The organism is Segatella buccae ATCC 33574 (genome assembly GCF_000184945.1).
GTDB classification, from domain to species: domain Bacteria; phylum Bacteroidota; class Bacteroidia; order Bacteroidales; family Bacteroidaceae; genus Prevotella; species Prevotella buccae.
Genome location: NZ_GL586311.1, coordinates 2233596 through 2259600 on the forward strand (window position 1 = coordinate 2233596; position 26005 = coordinate 2259600).

Here is a 26005-nt window from a genome sequence, read left to right on the forward strand (position 1 = left end):
GAAAAAATACACTACCTTTGCATTGTAACTTTTAAGGACAGTGTTTTTAAATAAAAAGATTATGATGAGAGATAGTGAAGGATATCAGCGGCTGATTGAGCATGGGGTTAAACCATCCGTCCAGCGATTGGCCATTATGCAATATCTCATGACGCACTTCAATCACCCGACGGTGGAACAGGTGTATCAAGGATTGTGCGATAAAATACCAACATTGAGCCGTACAACCGTTTACAACACGCTGCGTTTATTTTCCGAGCGGGGGGCTGCGACCATGATAACCATTGATGACCATCGAGTGTGCTATGACGGTAATACGAGTCCTCATGTACATTTCTTCTGCAAAGAATGTGGCAAGGTCATTGATTTGTTTGACGAACAGGCTCCTGCATTGGGGGATTCATACAAGATTGATGGTAATATTGTTGAAGAAAAACAATTATATTATAAAGGTGTGTGTGCCGAATGTGCCCAACGGCAGCAGTCGGATAAATCTTTGTTGCAGTAGACTTTAACCGCTCTGTGAAGAGTGGGGCTCTATTTGCTTTGGCAATGGATATGGTTTTTAGACCATTTTTGATATCATTATATTATACAAAACAAAAACATTATGAAGAAAAAGTTTATTTGCACCGTTTGTGGATATATCCACGAAGGAACCGAAGCACCGGAACAGTGTCCTATTTGTAAGGCTCCTGCCAGTAAATTCAAAGTAATGGAAGATGCCGCTTCAGGCGATCTCACATTTGCCACAGTGCATGTGTTGGGACAAGCCTATAAGGATCCTGTTGACGAGGAAGTAATTAAAGGTTTGAAGGATCACTTTAACGGTGAATGCGGAGAGGTTGGTATGTATCTTGCCATGGCTCGTCAGGCCGACCGTGAGGGCTATCCCGAGATAGCCGAGGCCTATAAGCGTTATGCCTATGAAGAGGCCGACCACGCCTCACGCTTTGCAGAGCTGTTGGGGGAAGTGCTCGGTGACACCAAGAGCAATCTGGAAGCTCGCATCGCTGCGGAGAAAGGGGCTTGTGAAGACAAGTTCCGCATTGCAAAGTTGGCCAAGGAACAAGGCTCCGATGCTATCCATGATACTGTACATGAGATGGCCAAGGACGAAGCACGCCATTGTGCAGGCTTTGCCGGACTGTACAAACGCTATTTTGGAAAATAAGAACGATAAAAATGCGAGGGGCCATATTCTTGTGAGTCCCTCCTTTTATTTTGTCCTAATTTCTTGATATCCAACTAAGCGATCTGTCCTGTCATTATTGCCACGATAGTAAACCAACACTTGATATTGATTCTCAGTTTGATAAAAAGAGCCTTCACTTGGCAATGGTGCAAGGGAGCCATCTTTTTTCTGTTGAAGGTACTGATAGGAGTAATAACCTTGCTTGAGCATGACAGAGGCTTCGTATAGATGCTTTTCCTCATTATATACCATTTTATACCTGTCAATGAATTGGTCGTTAGTCCATGTGCCATTAAGATATATGTCACCTTCTATTCGGGGGGAAAACAAAGTAAAATGCACCATGAGATATTCTGAGGTCACATCGTTTTCCCAATTATCGCTATTCCTTATATAAAAAGAGCCATTGGCACTCTCGTCATAGATATAATTTCTGCGCTGTTCATCCGCCCCAACGTAGGCATGATATGTGTGGCCATCCCAACCGATCCGCTCAAGCCCCATGGTCGTGTGACTCACATCAAGCATTTCAAACTTCCTATACTCATTGCCTGCAGGAAATATTAAATTGCGGTTGTGAGACCACCGCAGACCATCTCTCATGACAAATTGCGCCCGTGCATTTATCACTGCATTGTCCCAACGCCCATTCTGCATCACAACCGTCTTAATCTGGCTGTCTGGAGCCGCCACGCTTATATTGTTATAGTTCAGTTGCCAATTTATCTGTTGATAGGCACTATTCATCCCAAGTTCTGTATTTGCAGTTGCTTCCATTGTGACGGTTGTCTCCCGCTCGACAACCATAAAGCATGCTTGAAACATGAGCTCATTATCGTTGTTCTCGTCATAAACGCTCAGTCGATAGTTGCCGCTCATCTTTATCCTGCATCGCTCATTGGGTATTTTCAGTCGGTAATGAGTGTATAAGACATTGGTATTAACAGATTCTGCCATGTCGTCTATCGTTTGAGCATCGGTAAAGCCTTCAAGGTAATCGCTCAGGAAGATCCCCTGAGAGACAGACCAATCGGCTTCGCAATGTTCTATTTTATATACATAACGGTGATATTCGTGCGTGAGATCATCAAAAGAGATATTTAACGGTTGATTGCTGTACAAATCGACAACAGGAGGGGACAACCAGTTTTGGCCTGCCACAACTTGCAATGTCGCAATGCGTGGGCTAAATATTTCATTCTTTTGGGCACTTACAGGTGCAGTAAAGAGTATAATAAGAAGCGAATACAGATATTTCATTTTGATGGATTTAGTCTGTTTATATTGCAAAAATAAATAAAAAATCTAAGATTTTGATTCTGACAAGCTAAAAATATGAAGACAACTCCTTTGTATTGATATTTTCAATCGGATAATTATCTGATTCCGATAACAGGATGTAATCGAGCCGGGTAAATTCGACTTAAATTAACGTGAGTTCGACGAATTTAGAACAAAGCGAGAACTGTGTGTCAATAGTCCTTTGTACATTGACACACGGCTTCTTTGGGAACAAGCAATATGCAACAATGGCTCCCAGTAAATTGACGATGAAATTATCAAAGCACCTATGTCCGGAATGCTCTACTTGCGCAATGTTCTTAAGCTCATCATTCACGGTTTCTATAATGGATCTTTTTCTGAGTAAGTGTTTGTCAGAAACGCTCATTAAAGCTCCTTTCATGTTACTTTTCAACTTGGTGATAAGTTGTATTCCATCAACGAACTGTTTTTGGAAGAGGTTCTTGCCGATGTAGCCCTTGTCACCGACCAGCTTCCCATATATGAAATCTACAAACGCCTTGTATTCCAAAGGCTTACGGTCATCAACATCTCCTGGTGTTATCATAAAATTGAGAAGTTCGCCTTTTCATAGCAAATAAAACGAAGTAAGTAAATTCTATATGAGCTACTTACTTTAAATTATAGGTGTTTTGTTAATGGTTGTTTTGCAAAGTTATTTGCCGATGCAAAAGTGTTTGAAAATGTTGGCGAGGACTTCGTTAGGGGTGATTTGCCCACCTGTAATTTCGGATAGTTGGTCGAGGCAGATGTGAAGTTCTTCGCTGACGAGATCGCCACTAAGATTAGCATGAAGGGCATCTTGCACACGGATAATATCTTGTTTGGCATGGAGAAGGGCATCGTAATGACGTGCATTGGTGACAATAATGTCGTTTTCTGAGATATTTGGAATATTGGAAGCTTTGTAGATAGCTGCCTCAAGATTAGATATATTGAAGCCTTGTTTGGCTGATATGAAAACCTCATCATATATCCACTCAAGTTGAGTGGGAGAGGGATAAAGAATGGGAGACCCTGATGCGTTATCAGAATCTGGCCTCTCCTTGGAATAAAGTTGTGTTTTCTTAGAGTAAGATGGTGCTTCTTTTTTCTCTTTGATGCAATGCGATCTTTCTTGAAAACCATGTAGACATTCTTGAGGGTAAGAAGGAGAATGTGTCAGGGCAATATCCACTTTATTATGCACAAGTATTACGTTTTTCCCGATACATTTGCTCCTCATATCTTCTTGTTCCAAAGCGGAGGGAGAAGTGTCAATCATCCAGACAACAACGGTAGCCTGATCTATTTTTTGATATGTCCTGTCAATGCCTATCCGTTCAACTTCATCTTCTGTCTTCCGTATGCCGGCCGTGTCGATAAAGCGGAAAGCGACACCATTGATCAGGGTGGTGTCTTCTATAGTGTCACGGGTTGTACCATGAATGTCAGACACGATGGCACGCTCTTCGTGAAGAAGTCGGTTGAGAAGGGTTGATTTTCCGACATTAGTCTTGCCGACAATGGCAACGGGAATACCATTCTTGAGAGCATTTCCCGTTTCAAAACTTTGTATTAAAGATGTAATCTTCTCGTCAATCTGACAAGCTAACTCCAAAAGTTGCTTCCTATCTGCAAATTCCAGTTCTTCGTGGTCTGAAAAATCGAGTTCAAGCTCAAGCAAAGATGTCATTTTCAGAAGTCGGTCGCGTAATAATATAAGTTCGTTTGAAAAATGCCCTTTCAATTGACTGATTGCCATTTTATGGGTTGCACGGTTTGTCGATGCTATCAAATCTGCAACGGCTTCTGCTTGTGAGAGATCCATTTTCCCATTTAGATAGGCTCGTTGGGTGTATTCTCCCGGTTCTGCTTGTCTGCACCCATTTTGGATTAACAGGTGAAGTACTTCTTGTAAGATGTATTGTGAGCCATGGCAAGAAAATTCAACAGCATCTTCTCCTGTATAGCTAAAAGGGGCCCGATAGACGCTTGCCATTACATCATCAATAGTTTCACGGTTGTGATTGACGATCTCTCCATAGTGGAGCGTGTTTCCCTTAGCATTTGCCAGTTTCCGTCCACTTTTTGCCTTGAATATGTGGTCTGCAATTTTGATGGCTTCGGATCCGCTGACCCTGACAACACCAATTGCCCCTCCCGCCGGAGTGGCGAGAGCGCAAATGGTATTGGTTGTCAAATTATTCGGCATTCTCTTTTTATGCGAAATTACAACGGTCCGGATTAAATTCTATCCAGGACTTTAACGATAAGCTGATCTATCGTATTTTTATATCCTGTATTCGCCTCCTTGACACGGCGATTAGCGATGACCAGACAACATGTAAGAGCCTTATGACCCATGAGTTTTGAAAGACCGGCAACGGCACTACTCTCCATCTCAAAATTGGTGATGTGCAGGCCGTCGTAAGTAAAGTTCTCCACTTTTTCATTTTGTTTCGGATCGGCCAATGGAATGCGGAGTTCGCGTCCTTGCGGTCCAAAGAAACCACCACAGGCTATTGTCACGCCCCGCACCATATCATCCTGAGCTATGCGATCGAGCAGTTCCTTATCGGCATCAACCGTATAGGGATCACACAGTTGCGGGTTCCAGTTCATGTGTGCCTTGAAAGCTTTTTCAAACTCCAGATCACAAACCTCATTACGCCCGGCGTAGAAGTTGAGCAGTCCGTCAAAACCGATACTCTTTTGGCTGGCAACAAACGTTCCGGTAGGAGTGTACATTTGAAGTCCACCACATGTACCGATGCGGACAAAAGTCAATTGGCGGAACTCCGACTTCTCCGTACGTGTAGCGAAATCGATGTTGGCCAAAGCATCCATTTCGTTAACGACAATGTCTATGTTGTCGCATCCGATGCCGGTGGACTGGACGGTAATGCGTTTCCCCTTGTATCGGCCGGTCACGGTGCGGAACTCCCGATTTTCGACCTCTTCTTCAATATCTGTGAAGTGCGATGCCACCAATGATACCCGCCCGGGATCACCTACAAGAATAATCTTATCGGCAAGGTGTTCCGGCTTGAGGTGAAGGTGGAAAATGCTCCCGTCACCATTGATAATCAATTCAGATTCGGCAAAATACTTGTTCATGCGTTTTTAGATTTTAGTTATTAAAATTTTCTTCCATTCTTCTCGTGAATTACAAAGGTAAGAAAAAAAAACGAGACAAGAAAACATTTGGCGTTTTTTTATTTTAAGAACGCGATGACACCCTTTTCTGAAGGCCTAATTCGCCTTTTTCAGAGAAAGTAAGATGTGGCAAACAGAGGCTGTCAATGAAAGCCTTTCTGTTTGCCATTATTTGTCATATCATGTTATGCAAATGCCATAAAAGTATTAAACGTTTGCAGATAGGATATGGAAAACTGTAATTACGGTTATTGAAGCCCTACGCAAGGAGCTGTCCTGCCATATTGGCTGCCGCCCGCCGTCCGTCGCCCATGGCAAGAATCACGGTGGCCCCACCGCGCACGATGTCACCACCGGCGTAAATCTCCGGTCGCGAACTGCGCATCTGTTCATCTACGACTATCGTGTTTTTGCGACCAAGTTCGAGTCCTTCTATGGATTTGGGAACAAGTGGATTGGGACTTACGCCGACTGCCACCACCACCTGATCACATTCCAACTTGACGGTTTCACCCGTTGCCTCCGGCCTACGACGACCGGAGGAGTCGGGCTCTCCCAAGGCCATGACATCAAGAATAACTCCATTAACGCGCCCGGCCTCATCCGCCGTGTATTCTTTGGGATTATGGAGTGTGAGGAAACGTATACCTTCTTCCTTGGCATGTTTCACCTCCTCAAGGCGTGCCGGCATTTCTTTTTCAGAGCGACGATAGACGAGCGTTACATCTGCCCCAAGGCGTTTGGCCGTGCGACAAGAGTCCATCGCTGTGTTGCCGCCCCCCACAACAATCACTTTTTTGCCAATATTGATGGGCGTATCCGTTTCGGGATTGGCTGCATCCATAAGATTGACACGTGTGAGATATTCGTTGGACGACATGACATTGATGAAGTTCTCTCCGGGAATGCCCATAAAATTGGGCAGTCCGGCACCGGAGCCCACAAAGATTCCCTTAAATCCTTTGCTTTGCAATTCGGCAATAGAAATGGTTTTGCCGACAATGACATCGGTCTGGAAATGGACTCCCATCTTTCGCAGATTGTCAATTTCGACATCGACGATCTTGTTGGGGAGTCGAAATTCCGGAATGCCATATTTCAAGACACCCCCTATCTCGTGGAGAGCCTCAAACACATAAACGTCAAAACCGCGCTTGACCATGTCGCCGGCAAAGCTCAAACCGGCCGGCCCCGAACCAACAACAGCCACCTTGATGCCATTGGCCGGGTCCACATCGGGTAAGGCCATGCAGCCACTTTCCCGCTCATAGTCGGCCGCAAAACGTTCAAGATAACCTATGGCCACGGCCGGTTCGTTCATCTTCAGATGGATGCACCGGCTCTCGCACTGCTTCTCTTGAGGGCAAACGCGCCCACATACGGCGGGTAGAGCAGAAGTTTCTTTCAGCACCTTGGCTGCATTGAGTATTTCCCCACGCTCGATATTTTTGATAAACGAAGGAATGTTTATGTTGACCGGACAGCCTTCGACACATGAGGGTTTGGCACAATCCAAACAACGTTTGGCTTCTCTCATGGCCAACTCTTTAGTTAGGCCCTTGTTCACCTCTTCCAGACGGGTCTTGGCGCGATAGACCGGATCCAGTTCCGGCATTGTGACGCGCTCAATGGCAGTACGCTCTTTAGGCTTCATGCTTTTTCGTAAGGCGACACGCCATGCCGCACTTCGGTCGGTGAGTGACTGACTGTCACTCTCTGCCTCCATAGAGTGGGGGCTGCCGACAGTTGCATTAGCGTCGCTGTGGCGTGTGGCATCAGTTTGGCCGGCCTGTCGGGCAAGTTCCGGATGATAGTGCTCCAACTCTTCTTGCTCCACACGCTTGAATGTGCCCATGCGACTGAACATCTCATCCCAGTCAACAAGATCACCATCGAACTCTGGCCCGTCAATGCACACAAACTTGGTCTTGCCGCCTATCGTCAGGCGGCAGGCACCGCACATCCCCGTACCGTCAACCATAATCGTGTTGAGGGACACATCGTTGGGGATACCATATTTTTTGGCCATGAGCGAGCAGAACTTCATCATGATGGGTGGACCGATGGCCAATACCTTGTCTACGTGCTCTTCATTGAAGATCTTTTCCATGCCCACAGTAATGACACCCTTTTCGCCGTATGAGCCGTCATCGGTCATGATAATCACCTTGTCGGAATATTTCTTCACTTCATCAACCATGATGACCAGGTCTTTTGTCCTGCCGGCCAATACCGATACCACTCTGTTTCCGGCCTGTTTGAATGCCGTCAGTATGGGAAGAATGGCGGCAATGCCGATTCCGCCTCCTGCACAGAGCACCGTACCGTAATTCTCTATGTGCGACGGCGTACCGAGGGGGCCCGCGATGTCTTGCACCTCATCTCCCACATTGAGTCGGCAGAGTTTGAGGGATGACAGGCCGACGGTCTGGATGACGAGTGTCAGTGTGCCTCGCTGCGCGTCAGACTTGGCTATGGTATAAGGAACCCGCTCACTCTTTTTGTCTACACGGACGATGATGAAATTGCCGGGCTTGCAGCTCTTGGCTATCAACGGTGCTTCAACCTCGATGCAATAGACCTTTTCGGAAAACTGCTCTTTTCGGATAATCTTGTTCATAATGTTTTTCGGGTTGTGGAGATTATTAAAAAGGTCCCTAAGAGAATGCCAAACTGCGTGTCTGCCACACGTGACGAAAAAATAGCAGAGTGAGGCTAAAAGCCCTCCATTCTCTTAGGAACCCCTCTTATGTTAGTTTATGAAACTTGGCGCGAGAACTGCTTAGAAGTTCTTGTCGTCGAGCATTTCAAAACCGCAGTAGGGAACCAACACCTTCGGCACACGGATGCCTTCGGGCATCTGGTTGTTCTCAATGATAGTGGCCACAATGCGCGGTAGGGCGAGTGCCGAACCGTTCAGGGTGTGACAAAGTTCTATCTTCTTGTCGTCGGAGTGGCGGTAGCGGCACTTCAGACGATTGGCCTGATAGCTTTCAAAATTGGAGACGGAAGAAACTTCCAACCAACGCTGCTGTGCTGCACTCCATGTCTCGAAGTCGTAGCAAATGGCAGAGGTAAAGCTCATGTCTCCACCGCACAGGCGAAGAATGTGGTAGGGTAGTTCCAACTTCTGCAACAGACCTTCTACGTGATTGAGCATTTCGTTGAGACTATCATAAGAATGTTCAGGAGTGTCGATGCGCACTATCTCCACTTTGTCAAATTGGTGCAGACGGTTGAGTCCGCGCACATCCTTACCGTAACTTCCGGCTTCGCGGCGGAAGCAGGCCGAATAGGCACAACGCTTGATGGGGAGTTCTTTCTCGTCGAGTATCTCGTCGCGGAAAATGTTGGTTACCGGCACCTCGGCAGTCGGTATGAGGTAGAGATCGTCCAAGTTGGCATGATACATTTGGCCTTCCTTATCGGGCAACTGTCCTGTGCCATAGCCCGAAGCTTGATTGACGACAAACGGGGGCTGTACCTCCAGATAGCCTGCTTTGCGGGCTTCTTCAAGGAAAAAAGCTTCAAGGGCACGTTGGAAACGGGCCATCTTGCCAAGATAAACGGGGAATCCGGCTCCCGTGATTTTCACGCCCAAGTCGAAATCCACAAGATTGTATTTCTTCAGAAGATCCCAATGGCAGAGTGCACCGGCAGGCAATTCAGGTTTCTCTCCGCCCTCTTTCACGACAACATTGTCGCACGCGTCCTTACCTTCGGGCACGTCCTCATGGGGAATATTGGGAATGGCGCAGAGCTGTTCCACCAGCTCTTTTTCCGCTTTTTCCTGTTCTTCTTTCAGCTCATTTGAAGTGGTTTTCAATTCAGCCACCTTCATTTTGACAGCTTCTGCCTCCTCATTTTTTCCGCTTTTCATCAAGGCACCGATTTGCTTTGACAATCTGTTGGCCTCTTGCTTGTTGAGGTCAAACTTCTGTTGGGCATCCCGACGCCGGGTGTCGATGGCCAAGACCTTTTCAATAGCTTCACGGGCTCCATCAAAGTGCTTTTTCTCAAGCCCTTTGATAACACGCTCGGTTTCCTCACTGATGAGTTTAAGTGTAAGCATAGCTTGTTAATATTTTTAATTACGTAATCTTTTTCTTGCTTGCAAAGATACAGTTTTTTTTGGAGAAAAATATCAAGGAGACGGTTAAATGCATGTGCGGCTGTTAAAAACAAGCCGGCATGGGGCTGTTTGCTTTATTCTGTCAACTTTATTTGCCGGAAAATAGCAGGATGAATCGTATATAGCGAAACTTATCTAAGTTTTGAAAATAATTTACACACTTTCCCTCTGTGGAAGAATGCCCATGTGTGCTGACCGGATGTGGAAACTCGGATTTATGCAACTTCACGGTCACGGGGCCCTAACGGCAAAGTAAAAGGGCCACACTTGACACGCAATTTGGGCTTAGTCAAAAGCTCACTGTAGCTGGATTACCGTGCTGTTTGGCCCGAATGGAGCCCCCAAACGGTCGTATAAAGAAAAAGGGAAGCACTTATATGCTTCCCTTGCCGGTGCAAAGTTACAATAAAATGTCACCAAATGCAAACGTGTGCAGAATTGTATTGACAAAATCACTTAGGGAAGGAAGAGGATGAGGCGGAATCGCTACCATCAGGGCAAACCTGTCACTTCAGTACAGGGCAATAGGGGAGAGACCGGCCTCCCGGCAGCAAGAACTTTTGAACTGGTGTCTCATAAACGCAGAAATGCCAACTCCCGGGTGGGAATTGGCATTCTATGTTTGTTTGGAATAGTGTTTTGCTTTTAGGCCTCGACTTTCTTGGTCTTCTCGGCGTAAACCTCAGGAGAGAGCACTGAGACTGTACTCTTGTCGCGACGTCCCTTGTGGAAGTACACAACACCGTCGGTCAATGCATAGAGTGTGTCGTCTTTGCCTTGAGCTACGTTCTCGCCGGGGAAATGCTTGTTACCACGCTGACGCACGATGATGTTGCCGGCGATGATCTTCTGACCACCCCAAATCTTAACACCAAGCCGCTGTGAAGCTGATTCACGGCCGTTCTTAGAACTACCTACACCTTTCTTATGTGCCATTTCTTGTTCCTCCTAACGTTAAGCGATTACTGATTTAACTTCAACCTCTGTGAACTGCTGGCGGTGGCCATTGCGTTTCCGATAGCCCTTGCGGCGCTTCATCTTGAAGACAATGATCTTGTCTCCCTTCACGAGCGGGTTCACAACTTCTACTACTACCTTTGCACCATTTACAGTAGGCGCGCCGACTGTGACCGTGCCGTCGTTGTCAACGAGAAGCACCTTGTCAAATTCAACAGTCTTACCGGTTTCAACATCTTTGATGTGGTTGATGAAGAGCTTCTTGCCCTGCTCTACCTTGAACTGCTGACCGTTAATTTCTACAATTGCGTACATTATTTATATAATATAAACGGGTTTCTCCGCAAGGCGACAGGCATCATGCCCATACTTTCCCAAGCCTCCACGGACTAAATCGCGCGCAAAGTTACTAATTTTTGCGGATAGAAGCGAGAGAACCGCGCAAGTATGACTGATATTTTAAGAAGTATTAACCCTTTAGGCGGTCAAGTGGAGGAATGGAGCCTCTCTGTAGGCCTGCTCTCTTATCTGAGATCAATGACCTCGGTATGGGGGAAATCTTTCGAACGGAACACAAAGGTAGCATCCGACTGGTTCTTGGCCTTGAAATTGGAAATGTTGATAGTAGTCCAGTTAGTGCCATTCCTCATCTTCACAAGCGAGGGCACATGGGTCGTGCGGTTTATGGTGATATATAGTTCCTGAACCGTGCGATTTTTGTTTTGCGCTGACAGATGCACCACATGGTTGGAGCCGGTGGTGGTAAGCGTGGCATCATATCCGGTCTTGTAGATGTTGATGAAGCTATACGGATTCATGGCCATTTGCTGTGCCTGCGTGGGATGTGTGACATTCACCTCATTTGTTTTTCGCAAATAGCTCCATTGCGTTTTGCCGTCGTACCAGACGATGGCCTCTGAGGTGTTGGCTTGGAATTTATTGCCTTTAATGGCCAATGTGCCGCTGATTGTCCCATATTGGGAGCCTGTCAATTTGAAGTTTGCCTGCGCACCTCCCTTGCGGCCTATGACTGCTGCGGTCTTGTCAAGTACCTGCCGGGCTGTCTGTCCTTGGGAGCAGAGGCTTACGACGATGGCCAGTGCCATCAAAACAATCTTCTTTTTCATATTTGCGTATGTTTTGTTTCTACTCTGTTTGAAAGTGTCGCTAGCTAAATGCCAATATCTCAAACGGAGTTATGCGTTACCCCTTAATTGAGCAATGATAGCGTTGAGTTGGTTTTCATCTTGCACCAAGACATCGCGTGGTTTGCTACCTTGGGCTATACCCACTATTCCCGCACTCTCAAGCTGATCCATCAAACGCCCGGCACGGTTATATCCGATGGAGAATCTGCGCTGTATCATGCTTGTAGAACCCTGCTGGGTCAAGACAATGGCATGGGCTGCTTCTTCAAAGTAGGGGTCAAGACTACGGGCATCAACACCACCGCCACCAATGGCACCTCCATCTCCCTCTTGCGGTTCGGGCAAAAGCAGGGGCTCTACGGGGCCGGGCTGGTCGGAGATATATTCATTGATGCGTTCCACTTCGGGCGTGTCCACAAAGGCACATTGCACACGAACGGGTTCATTGCCATTGAGGTAGAGCATGTCTCCCCGTCCAATCAGCTGTTGGGCACCGGTGCGGTCGAGAATGGTCTTTGAGTCAATACCGGCACTCACCTTGAACGCAATGCGTCCCGGGAAGTTGGCTTTGATGTTACCGGTGATGATGCTGGTCGTGGGGCGCTGGGTGGCAATGACCATGTGGATGCCCACGGCACGTGCCAACTGGGCAATGCGCGCGATGGGCAGTTCAATCTCTTTGCCCGCGGTCATTATCAAGTCTCCGAACTCGTCGATGATGACCACGATATAAGGCATGAAGTCATGTCCTTTGGTGAGATCGAGTTTATGGTTGACAAATTTTTGATTGTATTCCTTGATATTTCTTGTTCCGGCCTGTTTAAGCAAGTCGTAGCGATGATCCATCAACGCGCATAGCGAGTTGAGGGTGCGCACCACTTTGGTCACATCCGTTATGATGGGCTCGTCCTCATCGTCGACTACTGCCATGAAATGGTCGGCGATGGGAGAGTAGATGGAGAATTCTACCTTTTTGGGGTCGATGAGCACGAATTTGAGTTCGTTTGGATGCTTCTTGTAGAGCAGCGATGTGATGATGGCATTCAGGCCGACAGACTTACCTTGACCGGTGGCACCGGCTACGAGCAAATGGGGAATCTTGGCCAAGTCTGCCATAAACACCTCGTTAGTGATGGTCTTACCCAAAGCCACGGGCAGTTCCATTTTCGTGTCTTGAAACTTGCGCGAGTTAAGGATACTCTCCATTGACACGATATTCGGTTTGGCATTGGGCACTTCGATACCGATAGTGCCTTTGCCGGGGATGGGGGCAATGATGCGGATACCGAGTGCGGCAAGGCTCAAGGCTATGTCGTCTTCCAGATTTTTGATTCTGGATATGCGCACACCCTCTGCGGGTTGGATTTCATAGAGGGTGATCGTCGGTCCGACGGTCGCGCGTATAGTCTTGATCTGCACACCGAAATTGCCCAACACCTCAATAATGCGGTTTTTGTTGGCTATCTGCTCTTGCTCGTCAATATACGGTTTGTCATCGTTATCATACTTTTTCAATAAGTCGAGCGAAGGAAACTTGTATCTTGTAAAAGGTTCACGCGGATTGATAGGAGCGTCGAGGGCATTGAAATTGTCCAATATGACTCCCTTGGCTTTCTCGTTCTCTTGGGTAGGGGTAATTTTGATACCGATATCGTCATTTCTCTCCGGGTTTGCTTCAGGGTTTCCCAAGTTGGTATCTACAACCGCATTTTCGGGCGAAATGTCATTTCCAGCCATCGATACATTTGGTGTACCTACATCGGTCAAATCTATTTCTACGGGTGCTTCCTCTTCATGAAGGGGATAAAGTTTCTCTTCCTGTTCATCTTGGACGGTGGTTTCGCTTTCATCTGTCGAGTCGCCTCCGGATGTCTTTTGATGATTGGTGATTGTAAACTTCACTTTACTTGAGATATACCCTATCGGGTTGAGGGCCTTACGAATAACGGTGATGGTCTCGGCACTCAAATAAGTGAGGAAGGCAATGGCTACGACCATCAAAATGGCAGTCAGTCCCGGAGGGCCGACAATGTTTTCCAGTTGCTGGACACAGAAAAGACCATGTTTGCCACCAGGGTTGAATACAAGACCTCCAAAAATGGGAGTCAGAAATTTGGCAGATGTCACGGAACACCACACCATGACCAAGGCCATGCCGAAAAACCATTTCCAAAGATTGACCTTATATGCCTGCATGAGTTGCAGTGACACCATAAAAATGAATGCCGGAATGAGGAAAGCCGATAGGCCGAAGTTGACGGTAATCAGTTTATATGATAGAATTGCTCCAATGGAGCCACAATAGTTTTCAAACTCGTGATTCGGGTTCAGCCATTCTCCCGGTCTGAGATTCTCTAAAAGACTTTGATCTGCTTGTCCCGTTGAAAAATAAGAGACCAGGGCTATTGTAACATAAATCGCAAACAGAAAGAGTACAATACCGAGAAAGAAATCAGCTTTTTCGTTACTGAATATATTTTTGAAGCCGACCGCTTCGCCAAGGCTCTTGGGTTTACGTTCAGTTTTTTTTCTAACCATTTAAACCTATATTTATAATTTTCATTGCAAAAATAGAGGAAAAAACCGAAACATGCGCATTTTTCCATGACTTTTTTCTAATTTTGCAGATTGTTACAACTGCATCATGAAGAAAAGAATCTATAACAAGGTTGACAAGAATTCCATCCAGTCGATGCCTCGTGCAGTGTTTCCCGGACGGATTGTCACGATTATATCTCCCGATGACACCAAGAAGGCTGTCGACTATCTGTTGTCGAGCGACATCTTGGGATTTGACACAGAGACCAAGCCCGTGTTCAGGCGGGGGCAGCACTCCAAGGTGGCGCTGCTGCAAGTGGCCAACAGAGACGCTTGCATCCTGTTCCGATTGAACTATACGGGCATGACTTCTGATATCATTCGCCTGTTGGAGGACAATACCGTCAAAAAAATAGGGCTGTCGTGGCATGATGACATACTGAGCCTTCAGCGTAGAAAGCCCTTTCAAGTAGGAAGTTTCATAGACTTGCAGGACATTGTGGGCGATCTGGGAATTGAAGACCGGAGCCTGCAAAAGCTCTATGCCAACTTGTTCCAAGAGAAGATAAGCAAGAACCAGCGATTGACAAACTGGGAGGCGGATGTGCTGAAAGATTCGCAAAAGCAATATGCAGCAACTGATGCCTGGACCTGCATCAAACTCTATGAAGAGATTGAACGGCTGAAAAGAACGGGAGATTATGAACTTATCAAAGTCGACAAACCAATTGTACCCGTGATAGAGGAACAATGAGGCAAGGAGACCATATCAAACGAACAAATTGACTTATGTACAAAAACGTATATCTTAAGCGAGGCAAGGAGGAAAGTCTCAAGCGTTTTCACCCGTGGATATTTTCGGGAGCCATCCACCATGCAGATGAGGGAATAGAAGAAGGCGAAATTGTAAGAGTTATCACTGCCGACGGAGAGTTTATCGCCGTTGGCCATTACCAGATAGGTTCTATCGCCGTAAGGGTATTAAGCTTTCACGATGAGCATATCGACATTTCCTTTTGGCGTGCTTCCCTTGAGTCTGCCTTGCAAATGCGCATTGCTGTAGGAATCGCAGACAGTCCGCAAAACAACACCTATCGCCTTGTGCATGGCGAGGGGGACAACCTTCCGGGACTGGTTATTGATTGCTATAGTGACACAGCCGTCATGCAGGCCCATAGTGTGGGTATGCATGTGTCAAGAATGGATATTTGCGAAGCGCTTGTTCAGGTGATGGGCAATCGTATCAAAAATGTCTATTATAAGAGTGAAACCACGCTCCCTTTCAAGGCGGATTTAGGGCAGGAAAACGGTTTTATTTACGGCAACACCAATGAGAATACGGCCTTTGAAAATGGATTGAGATTTCATGTGGATTGGCTGAAAGGTCAAAAGACAGGATTCTTTGTCGACCAACGGGAGAATCGCACTTTATTAGAGCATTACTCTAAGGGTAAACGAGTGTTGAACATGTTCTGTTATACCGGTGGTTTCTCCGTCTATGCCATGCGGGGGGAGGCAGAGTTGGTACACTCTGTAGACAGCTCGGCGAAGGCCATAGAATTGACCAAGAAAAATGTTGAGTTGAACTTCCCCGGCGACATGCGTCATGAGGCTTTTTGCGAGGATGCCTTCAAGTATCTCGACGCCAATGACGCCAAATACGATCTCATAGTTCTCGACCCGCCGGCTTTTGCCAAACACCGTGGGGCTTTGCACAACGCCCTGAAAGGATATACCCGCCTGAATGTGAAAGGATTGCAGCGCATAAAGAAAGGGGGGATTCTATTCACCTTCAGTTGCTCTCAGGTGGTGACAAAAGACCATTTCCGCAATGCGGTATTTACTGCTGCAGCACAAGCAGGACGCAGGGTTCGCATCCTTCATCAGTTGCACCAGCCGGCAGATCATCCCATCAATATTTATCATCCGGAAGGTGAATACCTTAAAGGCCTCGTTCTCTATGTGGAGTAGGGGACTTCGGCGGTGAGTAATCCCGTTTCTTGATTTTCACATAAAAAACAAACTAATCATCCAATATCGTATATGAAGTTTATAGGAATTATCCCGGCGCGATATGCCAGTACCCGTTTTCCGGGCAAACCTTTAGCCATGCTTGGGGGCAAATCAGTTATACAACGCGTGTATGAACAGGTGAAAGATGTGTTGGATGATGTGTATGTAGCCACTGATGACAGGCGGATATTTGATATGGTGCTTAGCTTTGAAGGCAAGGTGGTAATGACAAGCAGCAGCCATCAAAGTGGTACAGACCGCATAGCGGAAGCCATTGAAAAGATAGGAGGTGACTGGGATGTCATAGTCAACGTGCAAGGTGACGAACCATTTATCCAACGGGAACAAGTGGAAGCAGTTTGCCGTTGCTTTGAGGACGAATCGACACAGATAGCCACCTTGGGCAAGCCTTTTGCAACCATGGAAGCCGTACGAAATGTGAATAGCCCCAAAATCGTCGTTGACAACCAAGGTTTTGCCATGTATTTTTCCCGGAGTGTTATTCCTTTTGTTCGCAATGTGGAGGAGAATGAATGGATAGAGAGATTTCCTTTCTTAAAGCACATTGGTGTCTATGCCTATCGTAAAGAAGTGTTGAAGAATATCACCAAACTCCCTCAAAGTAGTCTTGAAAAGGCAGAAAGCCTGGAGCAGTTACGTTGGTTGCAAAATGGTTATAAAATTAAGGTGGGGCTGACCGACATCGAAACCGTAGGGATTGACACCCCGGAAGATCTGAAGCGTGCAGAACAACTGATATGATGTTAATAGATAAGGTAAAGGGATATATCCACTCGCATCAATTATTGCAAAGTGGTGAAACTTACATTGTAGCCTTATCGGGGGGAGCTGATAGTGTAGCATTACTCTTGATTCTCAAAGAATTGGGCTATTCTGTCGAAGCTGCACACTGTAATTTCAATCTCCGCGGTGAGGAGTCGAAAAGGGATGAAGACTTTTGTGTGTCTTTGTGTGCAAGTAGGGGGATAAAACTCCACCGCGCTCATTTTGATACGTTCGAATATGCGCATCTGCATAAAGTCAGCATCGAGATGGCCGCACGTAATCTGCGTTATCACTATTTCGACCAACTTAGATTAGCGATAGGGGCAAAGGGCATTTGCGTAGCACATCATCTAAACGACAATGTGGAGACATTGCTTCTAAATCTCATTAGAGGAACAGGTATTCAAGGACTTACAGGAATGGCTTCAAGGAATGGTTTTGTGTTGAGGCCGCTTCTGGATGTGCGACACGAAGAAATAAGAGAATACTTGCATTCTATAAATCAGGCTTTTGTCATTGACAGTACCAATTTGGAAGATGATGTGTTGCGGAATAAAATCAGACTAAACGTTATCCCCATGCTTGAAGGCCTGAATCCGGCCGTTGTAGATAATATAGCCAAAACCATTCACAATCTTGTTGATGCCAAGGTAGTTTTAGACGATGTTACCAAACAATTTATGTCACATGGAGTTGCTGTCATGGATTCATATTCCTCTTGTCCGTCTAATGATGTGAACACCAACACCTTGTCTGACAGCCAATATTTATCCATTGACATCCCCAAGTTGCTGGCATCACCTTCTGCAAGATTTCTTTTATATGAATTGATTAAAGGGTATCACTTTAATTCCTCACAGATTGATGATATCGTAAGCAAATTAAAGATTCGCGACAGTGAAGGAGACTTTTGTAGTCGCACTTGGTTCTCTAACGAATATGAAGCAATCATTGACCGTCAGCAACTTATCATAACCAAGAAGTCCAAGGAAAAATTTCGGGAAATGAGCATTCCCGAACCGGGTGTCTACATTTTGCCTACAGGCCAGAAACTCAATGTGGACCCCATCCCCATAAAATCATTTAAACTGGAGAAAGATAAAAGTGTTGCATGTTTGGATGCAGAAAAGACTGCATTCCCCTTGAAAATAAGAGCCATCCAAAACGGTGATAGATTTATCCCTTTCGGGATGTCCGGCACAAAATTAGTGAGCGATTATCTCACCAATATCAAAGCTTCCGTAATCCAAAGACGCAATCAATTAGTCATTACCGAACAAAATGACCATATCATTTGGCTTGTCAAAGAACGGCCGGACAACCGTTTTCGCATAAGTCCGTCTACAAAGAACATCCTCCGTCTACACATCTTGTGATTTGTTGGCGACACCGAATTCATCGTAGTTTTATCAGCCCTTCATCTACAATGGCAACGAGCAATGGCATAACATCATCATGATTGATTGCCGTTTGCCTTAACATGCTAATGTCAGCAGCTACATTCAGCCTTTGTTCGAAGTTCTTGCACTATTTGCGCATGACCCTTGCACAAATGGTGCAGAGTTCTCGCACGATGCGTGCAACAGCCATGCACCTTTCTCCATATCGGCAATTAGCAAGTTCGTTTTCGCATCATGATGTGCCTCAAATGCCAACAGAGCATTTCCTTATTACTACCATGATATTTGGAATATGCCTGACTCTACCAACAATAATATATTTTCGAGGCCACGTTTTGTTATAATTGGCATTATGATAAATAGCAAACAAGTGTTGGGAAATAATCCACTACTTTCTCGAGAAATAAATGAAAGCAAAATACGATAGATAAAAACAAGTTGCATTATTCCTTCCGCTCTCCTTCGACTTTGAATGCGCGCCTAAAAGCCTTGCGATGGAATTTATCTTCGGCTATAATGATTTGCAAAACTTTGCCTGCCGGAAGCATTTTCAGAATTTTCTCATGATACTGCTGTTGCAGCTTTTTTGTTTCTATGTCGAGTTTGTCTTGTTGACGAATCGCCTCCAGGGCCTCTGTGTCATTTGAAGGATCAATATGTCGGTAGCGTCGGCGTTGCCCCCACAAAGCTCGTTCTTTGGTTTTCCATTCACGATAAACCGAGAAGAATACTGACGCCTCTTGTGGTGAAAGACAAGCTTCTCCTACAATAAACTGCTCCAACTCTCTCTGAAAGCGTGCCGGATCAAAGGTCTCCTTCTGGTGTTTCGTACAAACATTTTGTCTTTGCCAACCAACAGCTTCAGCCTCATGACCAATCACAGGCATGGACAGACAAATGGAAAATGATATGAGGAGAAAAAGAGATTTCATTGTATATGATTCTTATTCATTAAGACTTAATATTCAGAGACAAAAGCATAGATATCCTCATTGTCAAGCATGCTATAATCTGCTGCTGCATCAGTAGCCGTATATGTGGCCCCCATTTGCGGAGAGGCCTTGTGGTGGTGAGAATTATTATGAGAATTTTGTTGTGCCATTTGATTGTCGACTTGTCTCAAAGAGAGAACTCCTATCCCCAAAATGAATGCCAACGAACAAGCAGCGGCGACAATCTTGAGCTGCATATTATGTGCATGTCTGAGCTTAATGATTTTGGGAGTATGCTTCACTTTCCCGCTCTCCAACTCCGGTAATAGCGCGATCATACGATCATTGAAATCACAAAAATAGCCGTCGGGAACTTTGAAATGATTCTTCCTTCCAACGGTTTTGTAGAGAATTGATTCTTCCTGATTCATTACCGATATTATTTTTTCGTTTATATTTTATTTGACGCACCTCTCTATAGAAAGTTTAATCTATGTGGTGGAAATAATCAGTAATCTTCTTGACTGCAAGATGATAAGAAGCCTTTAAGGCTCCTTCGGATGTTCCTAATATCAGGCTTATCTCACTATATGGCATGTCATCAAAATACCGCATGGTAAACACTGTACGTTGTACTTCAGGCAACAGTGCTACAGCTTGCTGCAACTGGGCTTGTGTTTCGTCTCCATCAAAGAAATCGTCTGCCAAAAGTTTGTTGGCTACATTACAATCAGCATCACTGCTCACCATTTCATTTGCTTTTTGTTTGCGAAGGAAATCAAGCGACTCATTTATGGCAATTCTGAAAAGCCAGGTAGACAATTTTGATTTACCCTCAAAAGATTGGATATTATTCCATGCTTTCAAGAAGGTGTTTTGGAGAATATCGTTAGCATCGTCATGACAGAGCACAAGCTTACGGATCTTCCAATATAACGGTTCGCTATATTGCTTGACAACCTCTGAAAAACCTTGCCGGCGAGTAGATGGTTGCGATAAACTATCAAGAAGCTGTTGCTCTGTCATTCTAAGGTGTGTTACATGTAATTTTTGAGTTGTCTATAAATTACTTGATCATAACCATAAACATCATCATAAAACGTCAACACCCCGTTCTTATCAGGATAGATGGTAAAGTATATGATAAACAGGGGCACTTTTGGCTTGACATAACATGTTCTGATTAGCAGTTTTCGATTTAATGTATCTATAGGAAGTGATTTGTTTTTGTCATCCCGATGGATGGAAATGTCTGCTTGAATTGAATATGCAATCTTTCTTATGAGTTCGTCATTGGCGTTTCCCAATATAAACTTAGCTAATTCAAACGGCTTTTGTACCCTGATACATCCATGGCTGACTCCCCTATCCTCACGTGAGAAGAAGTCACGTGAAGGTGTATCGTGAAGATAAACAGAGAAGTCGTTGTCGAAGCGGAAGACTATTCGCCCTAACGAGTTTCCTTTTCCCCCACGTTGTATTACAGCAAACTCTCTGTTTTCCAACATGCCGAGAGATGCTTTATCAAGGTCTATTTCTTCACCGGTATGTATGTTTTTTATAAGATATCCCCTACTCTCAAAATAATTTTTGTCACCAACATGTTTGATGATACTCTTTTTTACAATGCTGCGGGGGATGATCCATTGAGGGTTTATATCCATCCGCTTGATCTGGCTATACAACAACGGAGTCTTGGTTTCAAATGTCCCACACCCCACTCTCATTTCGAGGACACTGTCACCATCAACAGCACAAAGCTTAAAGGAAGGAATATTGACAAGAACATATTTCTTATACCGCTGGGGATAATCTTTCAAACGCCATCGGCAGCGCTCAATATTGCATAAAATCTTAGCTTTTTCATATCTTCCAACATCTACTTGGTGGAGGCGTTTGAGTAATCGGGCATACAAAGGGCTGACTGGTTGAACTGCCTTCAAAAAGTAGGTCAGACTGTCTTTACGAATCTTATTCATGGCCAATTCCGCGAAATAAGGCCCCGGACGTTCCATTTTTAAAGCAAAAAGTTGGCGATAAATGACATTGCCGTCAGTAGAATCCCGGACATCGATCCGGTTATATAAATAGATGGGATTCACGAAACCAAACCGTTGACCGTAGGTGTAACGCAAATAAAACTTGGTCAGATTGTATTCCAACCGCGCATAAACATGATTTATATTATTGTGGGCAGAATCAAAGGATAATTTCTCTATGCGCCGTAAATCTTCAATTATTTGACCAACACGAAATTTCTCGGTATCAAATCCCATCTGTACAATGATGTCAGCACAGTCTACAAGAGATCTTATCTGAGCCGCATCTATGCCGCATCTATTTATCCACAAAAAATCTTTTTTGTCCAAATAATACCGCTTGGTGTACCGGTCAGGAAGCATCGAATCACGGTCATTACGAGTTAAGCGTTGCAAATAGTTTTTTATATGGCGGGCGTTGAGTCTGTATTGTGGAACGGAAAATCGTTGATACGCTTCAATATCAAGATTTTTGTTTATATTTATTTTTTCCTTTCGGCAAGACGATAGCAACATGATTGCCACCAATGGCAGCATGACCATCGCCGTGCATGACACTTTCATTGACTCACAAAATTAGAGATTACACGCTTACCTTTTAATTATAAAGCCTAACTGATAGAAACTTTACGGACGGTTTTACCGACTTTGATGATGTAACACCCTTTAGGTAAGCTCAGTTCATAATGCTTGTCGTTTCCTTCTACTTTGAAAGCAAGAACCCTCACCCCCGTGACGTTGAATATTGACACCGACTGCCCATTGGCACCGACTATGCGCAAACTCGAACCGGTAACAGATATAACCGGCATTTGAGATTCGTTATCAATGATTTCTATCGCGTGTGTCGCACGCATCAGAGTTGGTGTCCCCCACGCAACCAATGATGCAAACACAATGGTGAGTATCTGTTTTGTCATAAGCTTATTTAACTTCGATATCAATGCAAAGATAAGCATTTTATGTTTGTTATCATCAGTTCCCAATGCAAAATATATGATGATTTAACGTTTTTAACTATCTCGGCGGATTCGACAGATTCCAAAAGCAAGTGCAAAATTAAAGTAAATATTCGGAAATATTGCAGTCCGGTAAACCTTTTCTATGGATGATTGCGGATATTCATTTTAAGTTTTACCGGACAGCAATAATCTTCAATGATAGTTTTTGGGCTTAATGACAAATAGTAATGTTTCATGATGACAATAAAAAGAAGACGCATATATTCTCTCTCAGAATATATACGCCTCCACAAAATTCGAGAGTGGAAACTCACCGATTATTTAATCAAATCGACACTACGTTTCAAGAAGTCGTTGAGGGCAGCTCCCTTCAACATGCCATTTTGAAGAAGTGCCAAATCTATCAGCTGATGCACCACGTTATTGCCTTTCGCATAATCAGCGAGGACGGCATTTCTCTTGCTTCGTTGCTCACTGATAGCCTTTTCGGTCGAAGCGATATCATCTTTCTCCTCTTGTGTCACTTCTTCCGGTTTTTTGGCTGATTTTGACTGCTGAAGCACTGCAAGGCGTGCTTGCAGCCCCTTGATTTCGCTGTCAATGGGTGTCAGTTGCTCCTTAACGGAAGCGTCGGCATCGTCAATCACTTTCTTCACCAACGGATGGTCGCTGTTCAAGACGAGCGTGTAACTATCGGGCATCTGCGCATAGAAACTCATTCCGGGTTGGAATTGGCTCATGGTCTTCATACGACGCATGTACTCATTTTGCGTAATCATGACCGGATAGTTGGTTTCACCAAGCTGCTGAACCTCTACCATAAATTCTACCTTGTCCAATTTTGGCATCTGAGAACGGAACACCTCTGACAAGTTGTCACTCGATCCCTGTTCCAAGGGTTCTTTCTTTTCATCATCTTTCACAATCAGATGCTCAACGATGTCAGCATCCACACGGGTGAAACGGCTTTTCTCAAGTTTTTGTTCAAGCAATCCCACCAAAGGTGTATCCAGCTGACCGTCCAAAAGCAGTACGTTGTAACCCTTCGACTTTGCTGCATCAATGTATGAATACTGCTCATCCTTGTTGTTGGCATAAAGGTAGACAACATTTCCGTCCTTGTCTGTTTGGTTGTCCTTAATGAGGGTTTTGTATTCATCAAGGGTGAAGTATTTTCCTTCAACGTCTTTGAGCAGGGTAAAATCTTTTGCACGATCATAGAAATCCTCTTGAGAGAGCATACCGTAATCGATGAAAAGTTTCAGACTATCCCATTTCTCCTCATAACCTTTGCGATCTTCTTTAAAGATAGAACTGAGCCGGTCGGCAACTTTCTTGATGATGTAAGTCGATATTTTTTTCACATTGGCATCGCTCTGCAAATAACTACGACTCACATTCAGAGGAATGTCCGGCGAATCAAGCACACCATGCAGCAGAGTCAGGAACTCCGGTACGATATTCTCCACCTGATCGGTCACGAACACCTGATTGCAATAGAGCTGAATCTTGTTGCGCTGTAATTCGATGTTTGACTGAACCCGCGGGAAATACAGAATGCCTGTCAGGTTGAACGGATAGTCCACATTGAGATGTATCCAGAACAAAGGCTCATCCTGCATGGGATAAAGAGTGCGATAGAAAGCCTTGTAGTCTTCATCCTTCAATGTTGATGGAGCCTTCGTCCACAACGGTTCCACGCTGTTTATGATGTTGTCTTCCCCGGTCTCCACCTGCTTGCCGTCTTTCCACTCCATTTTCTTGCCGAAAGCAACGGGGACTGCCATAAACTTACAATACTTGTTGAGCAGGCTTTCCACTTTCTGCTTTTCAAGGAATTCCTTGCAATCGTCTGAGATATGAAGCACGATATCGGTTCCCCGATCGCTTTTTTCGGCATCGGTAATCTCGTATGACGGACTACCGTCACACGACCACTTGATGGCCTTGCTGCCTTTCTTGTAGCTCTTGGTGATGATTTCCACCTTGTCGGCCACCATAAAAGCCGAGTAGAAACCGAGGCCGAAATGCCCAATAATGGCATTGGCATTCTCCTTGTATTTATCAAGGAAGTCGGTTACACCGGAGAAAGCAATCTGGTTGATATATCTGTCTATCTCCTCTTCCGTCATCCCTATACCGCGGTCGCTGAAAGTTAATGTCCCTGCCTTTTCATCCAATGCAACACGGACTGTCAGATCTCCCAAATCTTCTTTAAACTCGCCTTGGGCTGCAAGGGTGCGCATCTTTTGAGTCGCATCCACGGCATTTGACACCATTTCACGCAGAAACACCTCATGATCGGAATACAGAAACTTTTTGATGACGGGGAAGATGTTCTCGGTCGTAACCCCAATATTACCTTTTTGTGACATAATATGTATATAGATTTATTTTTGAAACTTTACCCCTCATGTTCGCAAACTTTATGCCAAACGTTGTATTTGCCACAAAATGGCAGTGTAAATGTATCATAAGATGGTGAAATATGTTTCATTTCTGCTTTTTTAATTGGAAATCGCATCATGGTACTCAAAAAAATCATTAACTTTGCGATAACGATAAAACATACATGAACGACTGATCATGGAAGGTACAGGCTCTAAAAACGAAATCATTGCCGAATACTATTCTCGGCACTACGAAGAGTTAAAAAACTTCGTGGGTAAACGCTTGGCATTTGATGAAGCTACCGAAGACATTGTACAAAATGTCTTCCTCCGTCTGCTTTCTTCCCACAAGATGATTACCGAAGTGACACTGCCTTGCCTGGTCTATACGACTGCCCGGAATCTCATCTGTGACTTCTGGCGTCACCGCCGTACAATCGAAGAATATGAGCATTATATCATAAGCGGAGATGTTAGACAGACATTTGGTGCCGATGCAGAGTCGGTCTATTCTGCCCACGAAATCACGAATCTATTGGAACAAGGCATTGCCCGGCTTACGGATAAACAACAGGCTGTGTATAGTCTGAACATCTATGAGGGTCTGCGCGTTTCTGAAATCTCGAAAAGGCTCGGCATCAACTATAAGAGTGCAGAAAACGGGTTGGGAATTGCCAGAAAAGAAGTCCGCAGCTATATCAGGAAAGAATTGAGAATGGCAGAATAGCCCAAATCTCCGTCGATATGTCTCCCTACTATCTACCGCACCTTTTTGCCTTTTGGGCCGTCAATGACCAACCTCTTGTTTCGGGAACATCCCGTATTCAGGCCATTCACCTATAAATTTAGACGGAATGCAGCGGTGCAAGATGTCGGGGTATGATGATTTTCTTTTACGAAAACACTGCCGATAAAATCCGTCAAATAAAGTGGGAGATTGGTCTTTCAAGACGATAAAGTCCCAGCCGTTTTCCGGTTTTGGCTTTTCGAGTCAGTGAAAGAGCCACACTTGAAAGTTCAAAGGGCCACAGTTGCATGTCAACTGTGGCCCTTTGACAAGCCAATTCGGGCCC

At 45.0% G+C, this 26005-nt stretch carries 22 protein-coding genes and 1 pseudogene; 7 read left to right on the top strand and 16 right to left on the bottom strand.

Going from position 1 to position 26005, the window contains the following annotated elements:
- Positions 1-64: 64 nt before the first annotated feature.
- Both HMPREF6485_RS08730 and HMPREF6485_RS08735 read left to right on the top strand, forming a co-directional pair.
- Positions 65-508: a Fur family transcriptional regulator gene (locus HMPREF6485_RS08730; RefSeq protein ID WP_036927389.1), complete on the top strand. Its 444-nt coding sequence runs from the start codon at positions 65-67 to the stop codon at positions 506-508.
- 102 nt (positions 509-610) lie between these two features.
- On the top strand, positions 611-1174 hold the full coding sequence (locus tag HMPREF6485_RS08735; protein WP_004340983.1) for an NADH peroxidase: 564 nt from the start codon (positions 611-613) through the stop codon (positions 1172-1174).
- 45 nt (positions 1175-1219) lie between these two features.
- Here the strand turns inward: HMPREF6485_RS08735 and HMPREF6485_RS08740 are convergent, their stop codons facing one another.
- The 10 genes and pseudogenes from HMPREF6485_RS08740 to HMPREF6485_RS08785 form a co-directional block, all read right to left on the bottom strand.
- The gene (locus tag HMPREF6485_RS08740; protein WP_004346048.1) at positions 1220-2455 is read right to left on the bottom strand and encodes a type IX secretion system plug protein; all 1236 of its coding nucleotides are present in this window, start codon (positions 2453-2455) and stop codon (positions 1220-1222) included.
- A gap of 163 nt (positions 2456-2618) precedes the next feature.
- Positions 2619-3065: pseudogene (locus tag HMPREF6485_RS08745) on the bottom strand (transposase); the annotation flags it as partial.
- Between the two features lie 87 nt (positions 3066-3152).
- Positions 3153-4691, bottom strand: a complete 1539-nt coding sequence (mnmE, locus tag HMPREF6485_RS08750) for a tRNA uridine-5-carboxymethylaminomethyl(34) synthesis GTPase MnmE (protein ID WP_004346050.1) — start codon at positions 4689-4691, stop codon at positions 3153-3155.
- A 32-nt stretch (positions 4692-4723) separates the two neighbouring features.
- Positions 4724-5596 (bottom strand): nucleoside phosphorylase, encoded by an 873-nt coding sequence (locus HMPREF6485_RS08755; RefSeq protein ID WP_004346051.1) that lies wholly within the window; start codon positions 5594-5596, stop codon positions 4724-4726.
- A 298-nt stretch (positions 5597-5894) separates the two neighbouring features.
- Positions 5895-8255: a bifunctional dihydroorotate dehydrogenase B NAD binding subunit/NADPH-dependent glutamate synthase gene (locus HMPREF6485_RS08760; protein WP_004346052.1), complete on the bottom strand. Its 2361-nt coding sequence runs from the start codon at positions 8253-8255 to the stop codon at positions 5895-5897.
- 162 nt (positions 8256-8417) lie between these two features.
- Positions 8418-9707, bottom strand: a complete 1290-nt coding sequence (gene serS / locus HMPREF6485_RS08765; RefSeq protein WP_004346054.1) for a serine--tRNA ligase — start codon at positions 9705-9707, stop codon at positions 8418-8420.
- Positions 9708-10412: 705 nt separating this feature from the next.
- A complete protein-coding gene (gene rpmA / locus HMPREF6485_RS08770) occupies positions 10413-10703 on the bottom strand; it encodes a 50S ribosomal protein L27 (protein ID WP_004341960.1) in 291 nt (96 codons plus the stop codon).
- 18 nt (positions 10704-10721) lie between these two features.
- Positions 10722-11039 (bottom strand): 50S ribosomal protein L21, encoded by a 318-nt coding sequence (gene rplU, locus HMPREF6485_RS08775; protein WP_004341959.1) that lies wholly within the window; start codon positions 11037-11039, stop codon positions 10722-10724.
- A gap of 209 nt (positions 11040-11248) precedes the next feature.
- Entirely contained in the window at positions 11249-11851 is a 603-nt protein-coding gene (locus HMPREF6485_RS08780) for a LolA-like putative outer membrane lipoprotein chaperone (protein ID WP_004346055.1), read from the bottom strand.
- Between the two features lie 69 nt (positions 11852-11920).
- On the bottom strand, positions 11921-14410 hold the full coding sequence (locus HMPREF6485_RS08785) for an FtsK/SpoIIIE family DNA translocase (RefSeq protein WP_004341955.1): 2490 nt from the start codon (positions 14408-14410) through the stop codon (positions 11921-11923).
- Between the two features lie 106 nt (positions 14411-14516).
- On the opposite strand from HMPREF6485_RS08785, the gene HMPREF6485_RS08790 reads away from it, so the two are divergent.
- The 4 genes from HMPREF6485_RS08790 to tilS all read left to right on the top strand — a co-directional run bounded on the left by HMPREF6485_RS08790 (position 14517) and on the right by tilS (position 18585).
- The gene (locus HMPREF6485_RS08790; protein WP_004346056.1) at positions 14517-15164 is read left to right on the top strand and encodes a 3'-5' exonuclease; all 648 of its coding nucleotides are present in this window, start codon (positions 14517-14519) and stop codon (positions 15162-15164) included.
- A gap of 35 nt (positions 15165-15199) precedes the next feature.
- Complete coding sequence (locus HMPREF6485_RS08795) at positions 15200-16381, top strand: class I SAM-dependent rRNA methyltransferase (protein WP_004346057.1); 1182 nt, start codon at positions 15200-15202, stop codon at positions 16379-16381.
- Positions 16382-16453: 72 nt separating this feature from the next.
- Positions 16454-17185, top strand: coding sequence for a 3-deoxy-manno-octulosonate cytidylyltransferase (kdsB, locus tag HMPREF6485_RS08800; RefSeq protein ID WP_004346059.1), 732 nt, complete (start codon positions 16454-16456; stop codon positions 17183-17185).
- Positions 17182-18585, top strand: a complete 1404-nt coding sequence (tilS, locus tag HMPREF6485_RS08805) for a tRNA lysidine(34) synthetase TilS (protein ID WP_004346060.1) — start codon at positions 17182-17184, stop codon at positions 18583-18585. The genes kdsB and tilS overlap by 4 nt, the downstream gene beginning before the upstream one ends.
- A 467-nt stretch (positions 18586-19052) precedes the next feature.
- Here the strand turns inward: tilS and HMPREF6485_RS08810 are convergent, their stop codons facing one another.
- The 6 genes from HMPREF6485_RS08810 to htpG all read right to left on the bottom strand — a co-directional run bounded on the left by HMPREF6485_RS08810 (position 19053) and on the right by htpG (position 24917).
- Entirely contained in the window at positions 19053-19541 is a 489-nt protein-coding gene (locus HMPREF6485_RS08810; RefSeq protein WP_007412375.1) for a hypothetical protein, read from the bottom strand.
- A gap of 26 nt (positions 19542-19567) precedes the next feature.
- Complete coding sequence (locus tag HMPREF6485_RS08815; RefSeq protein ID WP_004346064.1) at positions 19568-19972, bottom strand: hypothetical protein; 405 nt, start codon at positions 19970-19972, stop codon at positions 19568-19570.
- A 55-nt stretch (positions 19973-20027) separates the two neighbouring features.
- The gene (locus HMPREF6485_RS08820) at positions 20028-20567 is read right to left on the bottom strand and encodes an RNA polymerase sigma factor (protein ID WP_004346065.1); all 540 of its coding nucleotides are present in this window, start codon (positions 20565-20567) and stop codon (positions 20028-20030) included.
- Between the two features lie 11 nt (positions 20568-20578).
- The gene (locus tag HMPREF6485_RS08825) at positions 20579-22144 is read right to left on the bottom strand and encodes a L,D-transpeptidase family protein (protein WP_248622270.1); all 1566 of its coding nucleotides are present in this window, start codon (positions 22142-22144) and stop codon (positions 20579-20581) included.
- 47 nt (positions 22145-22191) lie between these two features.
- Positions 22192-22500 (bottom strand): T9SS type A sorting domain-containing protein, encoded by a 309-nt coding sequence (locus HMPREF6485_RS08830; protein WP_036927975.1) that lies wholly within the window; start codon positions 22498-22500, stop codon positions 22192-22194.
- Between the two features lie 359 nt (positions 22501-22859).
- Complete coding sequence (htpG, locus tag HMPREF6485_RS08835) at positions 22860-24917, bottom strand: molecular chaperone HtpG (RefSeq protein ID WP_004346069.1); 2058 nt, start codon at positions 24915-24917, stop codon at positions 22860-22862.
- A 211-nt stretch (positions 24918-25128) separates the two neighbouring features.
- Here htpG and HMPREF6485_RS08840 point away from each other — a divergent pair, with 211 nt between their 5' ends.
- Positions 25129-25659: an RNA polymerase sigma factor gene (locus HMPREF6485_RS08840; RefSeq protein WP_004341934.1), complete on the top strand. Its 531-nt coding sequence runs from the start codon at positions 25129-25131 to the stop codon at positions 25657-25659.
- The last annotated feature ends 346 nt before the right edge of the window (positions 25660-26005 follow it).

Excerpts from the sequence above, each read along its gene's own strand:
- HMPREF6485_RS08825 (WP_248622270.1), bottom strand. The coding sequence starts at position 22,144 with ATGAAAGTGTCATGCACGGCGATGGTCATGCTGCCATTGGTGGCAATC.
- HMPREF6485_RS08740 (WP_004346048.1), bottom strand. The coding sequence starts at position 2,455 with ATGAAATATCTGTATTCGCTTCTTATTATACTCTTTACTGCACCTGTA.
- HMPREF6485_RS08735 (WP_004340983.1), top strand. The coding sequence starts at position 611 with ATGAAGAAAAAGTTTATTTGCACCGTTTGTGGATATATCCACGAAGGA.
- HMPREF6485_RS08795 (WP_004346057.1), top strand. The coding sequence starts at position 15,200 with ATGTACAAAAACGTATATCTTAAGCGAGGCAAGGAGGAAAGTCTCAAG.
- HMPREF6485_RS08840 (WP_004341934.1), top strand. The coding sequence starts at position 25,129 with ATGGAAGGTACAGGCTCTAAAAACGAAATCATTGCCGAATACTATTCT.
- HMPREF6485_RS08780 (WP_004346055.1), bottom strand. The coding sequence starts at position 11,851 with ATGAAAAAGAAGATTGTTTTGATGGCACTGGCCATCGTCGTAAGCCTC.
- HMPREF6485_RS08815 (WP_004346064.1), bottom strand. The coding sequence starts at position 19,972 with ATGAATCAGGAAGAATCAATTCTCTACAAAACCGTTGGAAGGAAGAAT.
- tilS (WP_004346060.1), top strand. The coding sequence starts at position 17,182 with ATGATGTTAATAGATAAGGTAAAGGGATATATCCACTCGCATCAATTA.
- HMPREF6485_RS08820 (WP_004346065.1), bottom strand. The coding sequence starts at position 20,567 with ATGACAGAGCAACAGCTTCTTGATAGTTTATCGCAACCATCTACTCGC.
- HMPREF6485_RS08730 (WP_036927389.1), top strand. The coding sequence starts at position 65 with ATGAGAGATAGTGAAGGATATCAGCGGCTGATTGAGCATGGGGTTAAA.
- mnmE (WP_004346050.1), bottom strand. The coding sequence starts at position 4,691 with ATGCCGAATAATTTGACAACCAATACCATTTGCGCTCTCGCCACTCCG.
- HMPREF6485_RS08755 (WP_004346051.1), bottom strand. The coding sequence starts at position 5,596 with ATGAACAAGTATTTTGCCGAATCTGAATTGATTATCAATGGTGACGGG.
- serS (WP_004346054.1), bottom strand. The coding sequence starts at position 9,707 with ATGCTTACACTTAAACTCATCAGTGAGGAAACCGAGCGTGTTATCAAA.
- rplU (WP_004341959.1), bottom strand. The coding sequence starts at position 11,039 with ATGTACGCAATTGTAGAAATTAACGGTCAGCAGTTCAAGGTAGAGCAG.
- HMPREF6485_RS08760 (WP_004346052.1), bottom strand. The coding sequence starts at position 8,255 with ATGAACAAGATTATCCGAAAAGAGCAGTTTTCCGAAAAGGTCTATTGC.
- kdsB (WP_004346059.1), top strand. The coding sequence starts at position 16,454 with ATGAAGTTTATAGGAATTATCCCGGCGCGATATGCCAGTACCCGTTTT.
- HMPREF6485_RS08810 (WP_007412375.1), bottom strand. The coding sequence starts at position 19,541 with ATGAAATCTCTTTTTCTCCTCATATCATTTTCCATTTGTCTGTCCATG.
- htpG (WP_004346069.1), bottom strand. The coding sequence starts at position 24,917 with ATGTCACAAAAAGGTAATATTGGGGTTACGACCGAGAACATCTTCCCC.
- rpmA (WP_004341960.1), bottom strand. The coding sequence starts at position 10,703 with ATGGCACATAAGAAAGGTGTAGGTAGTTCTAAGAACGGCCGTGAATCA.
- HMPREF6485_RS08785 (WP_004341955.1), bottom strand. The coding sequence starts at position 14,410 with ATGGTTAGAAAAAAAACTGAACGTAAACCCAAGAGCCTTGGCGAAGCG.
- HMPREF6485_RS08830 (WP_036927975.1), bottom strand. The coding sequence starts at position 22,500 with ATGACAAAACAGATACTCACCATTGTGTTTGCATCATTGGTTGCGTGG.
- HMPREF6485_RS08790 (WP_004346056.1), top strand. The coding sequence starts at position 14,517 with ATGAAGAAAAGAATCTATAACAAGGTTGACAAGAATTCCATCCAGTCG.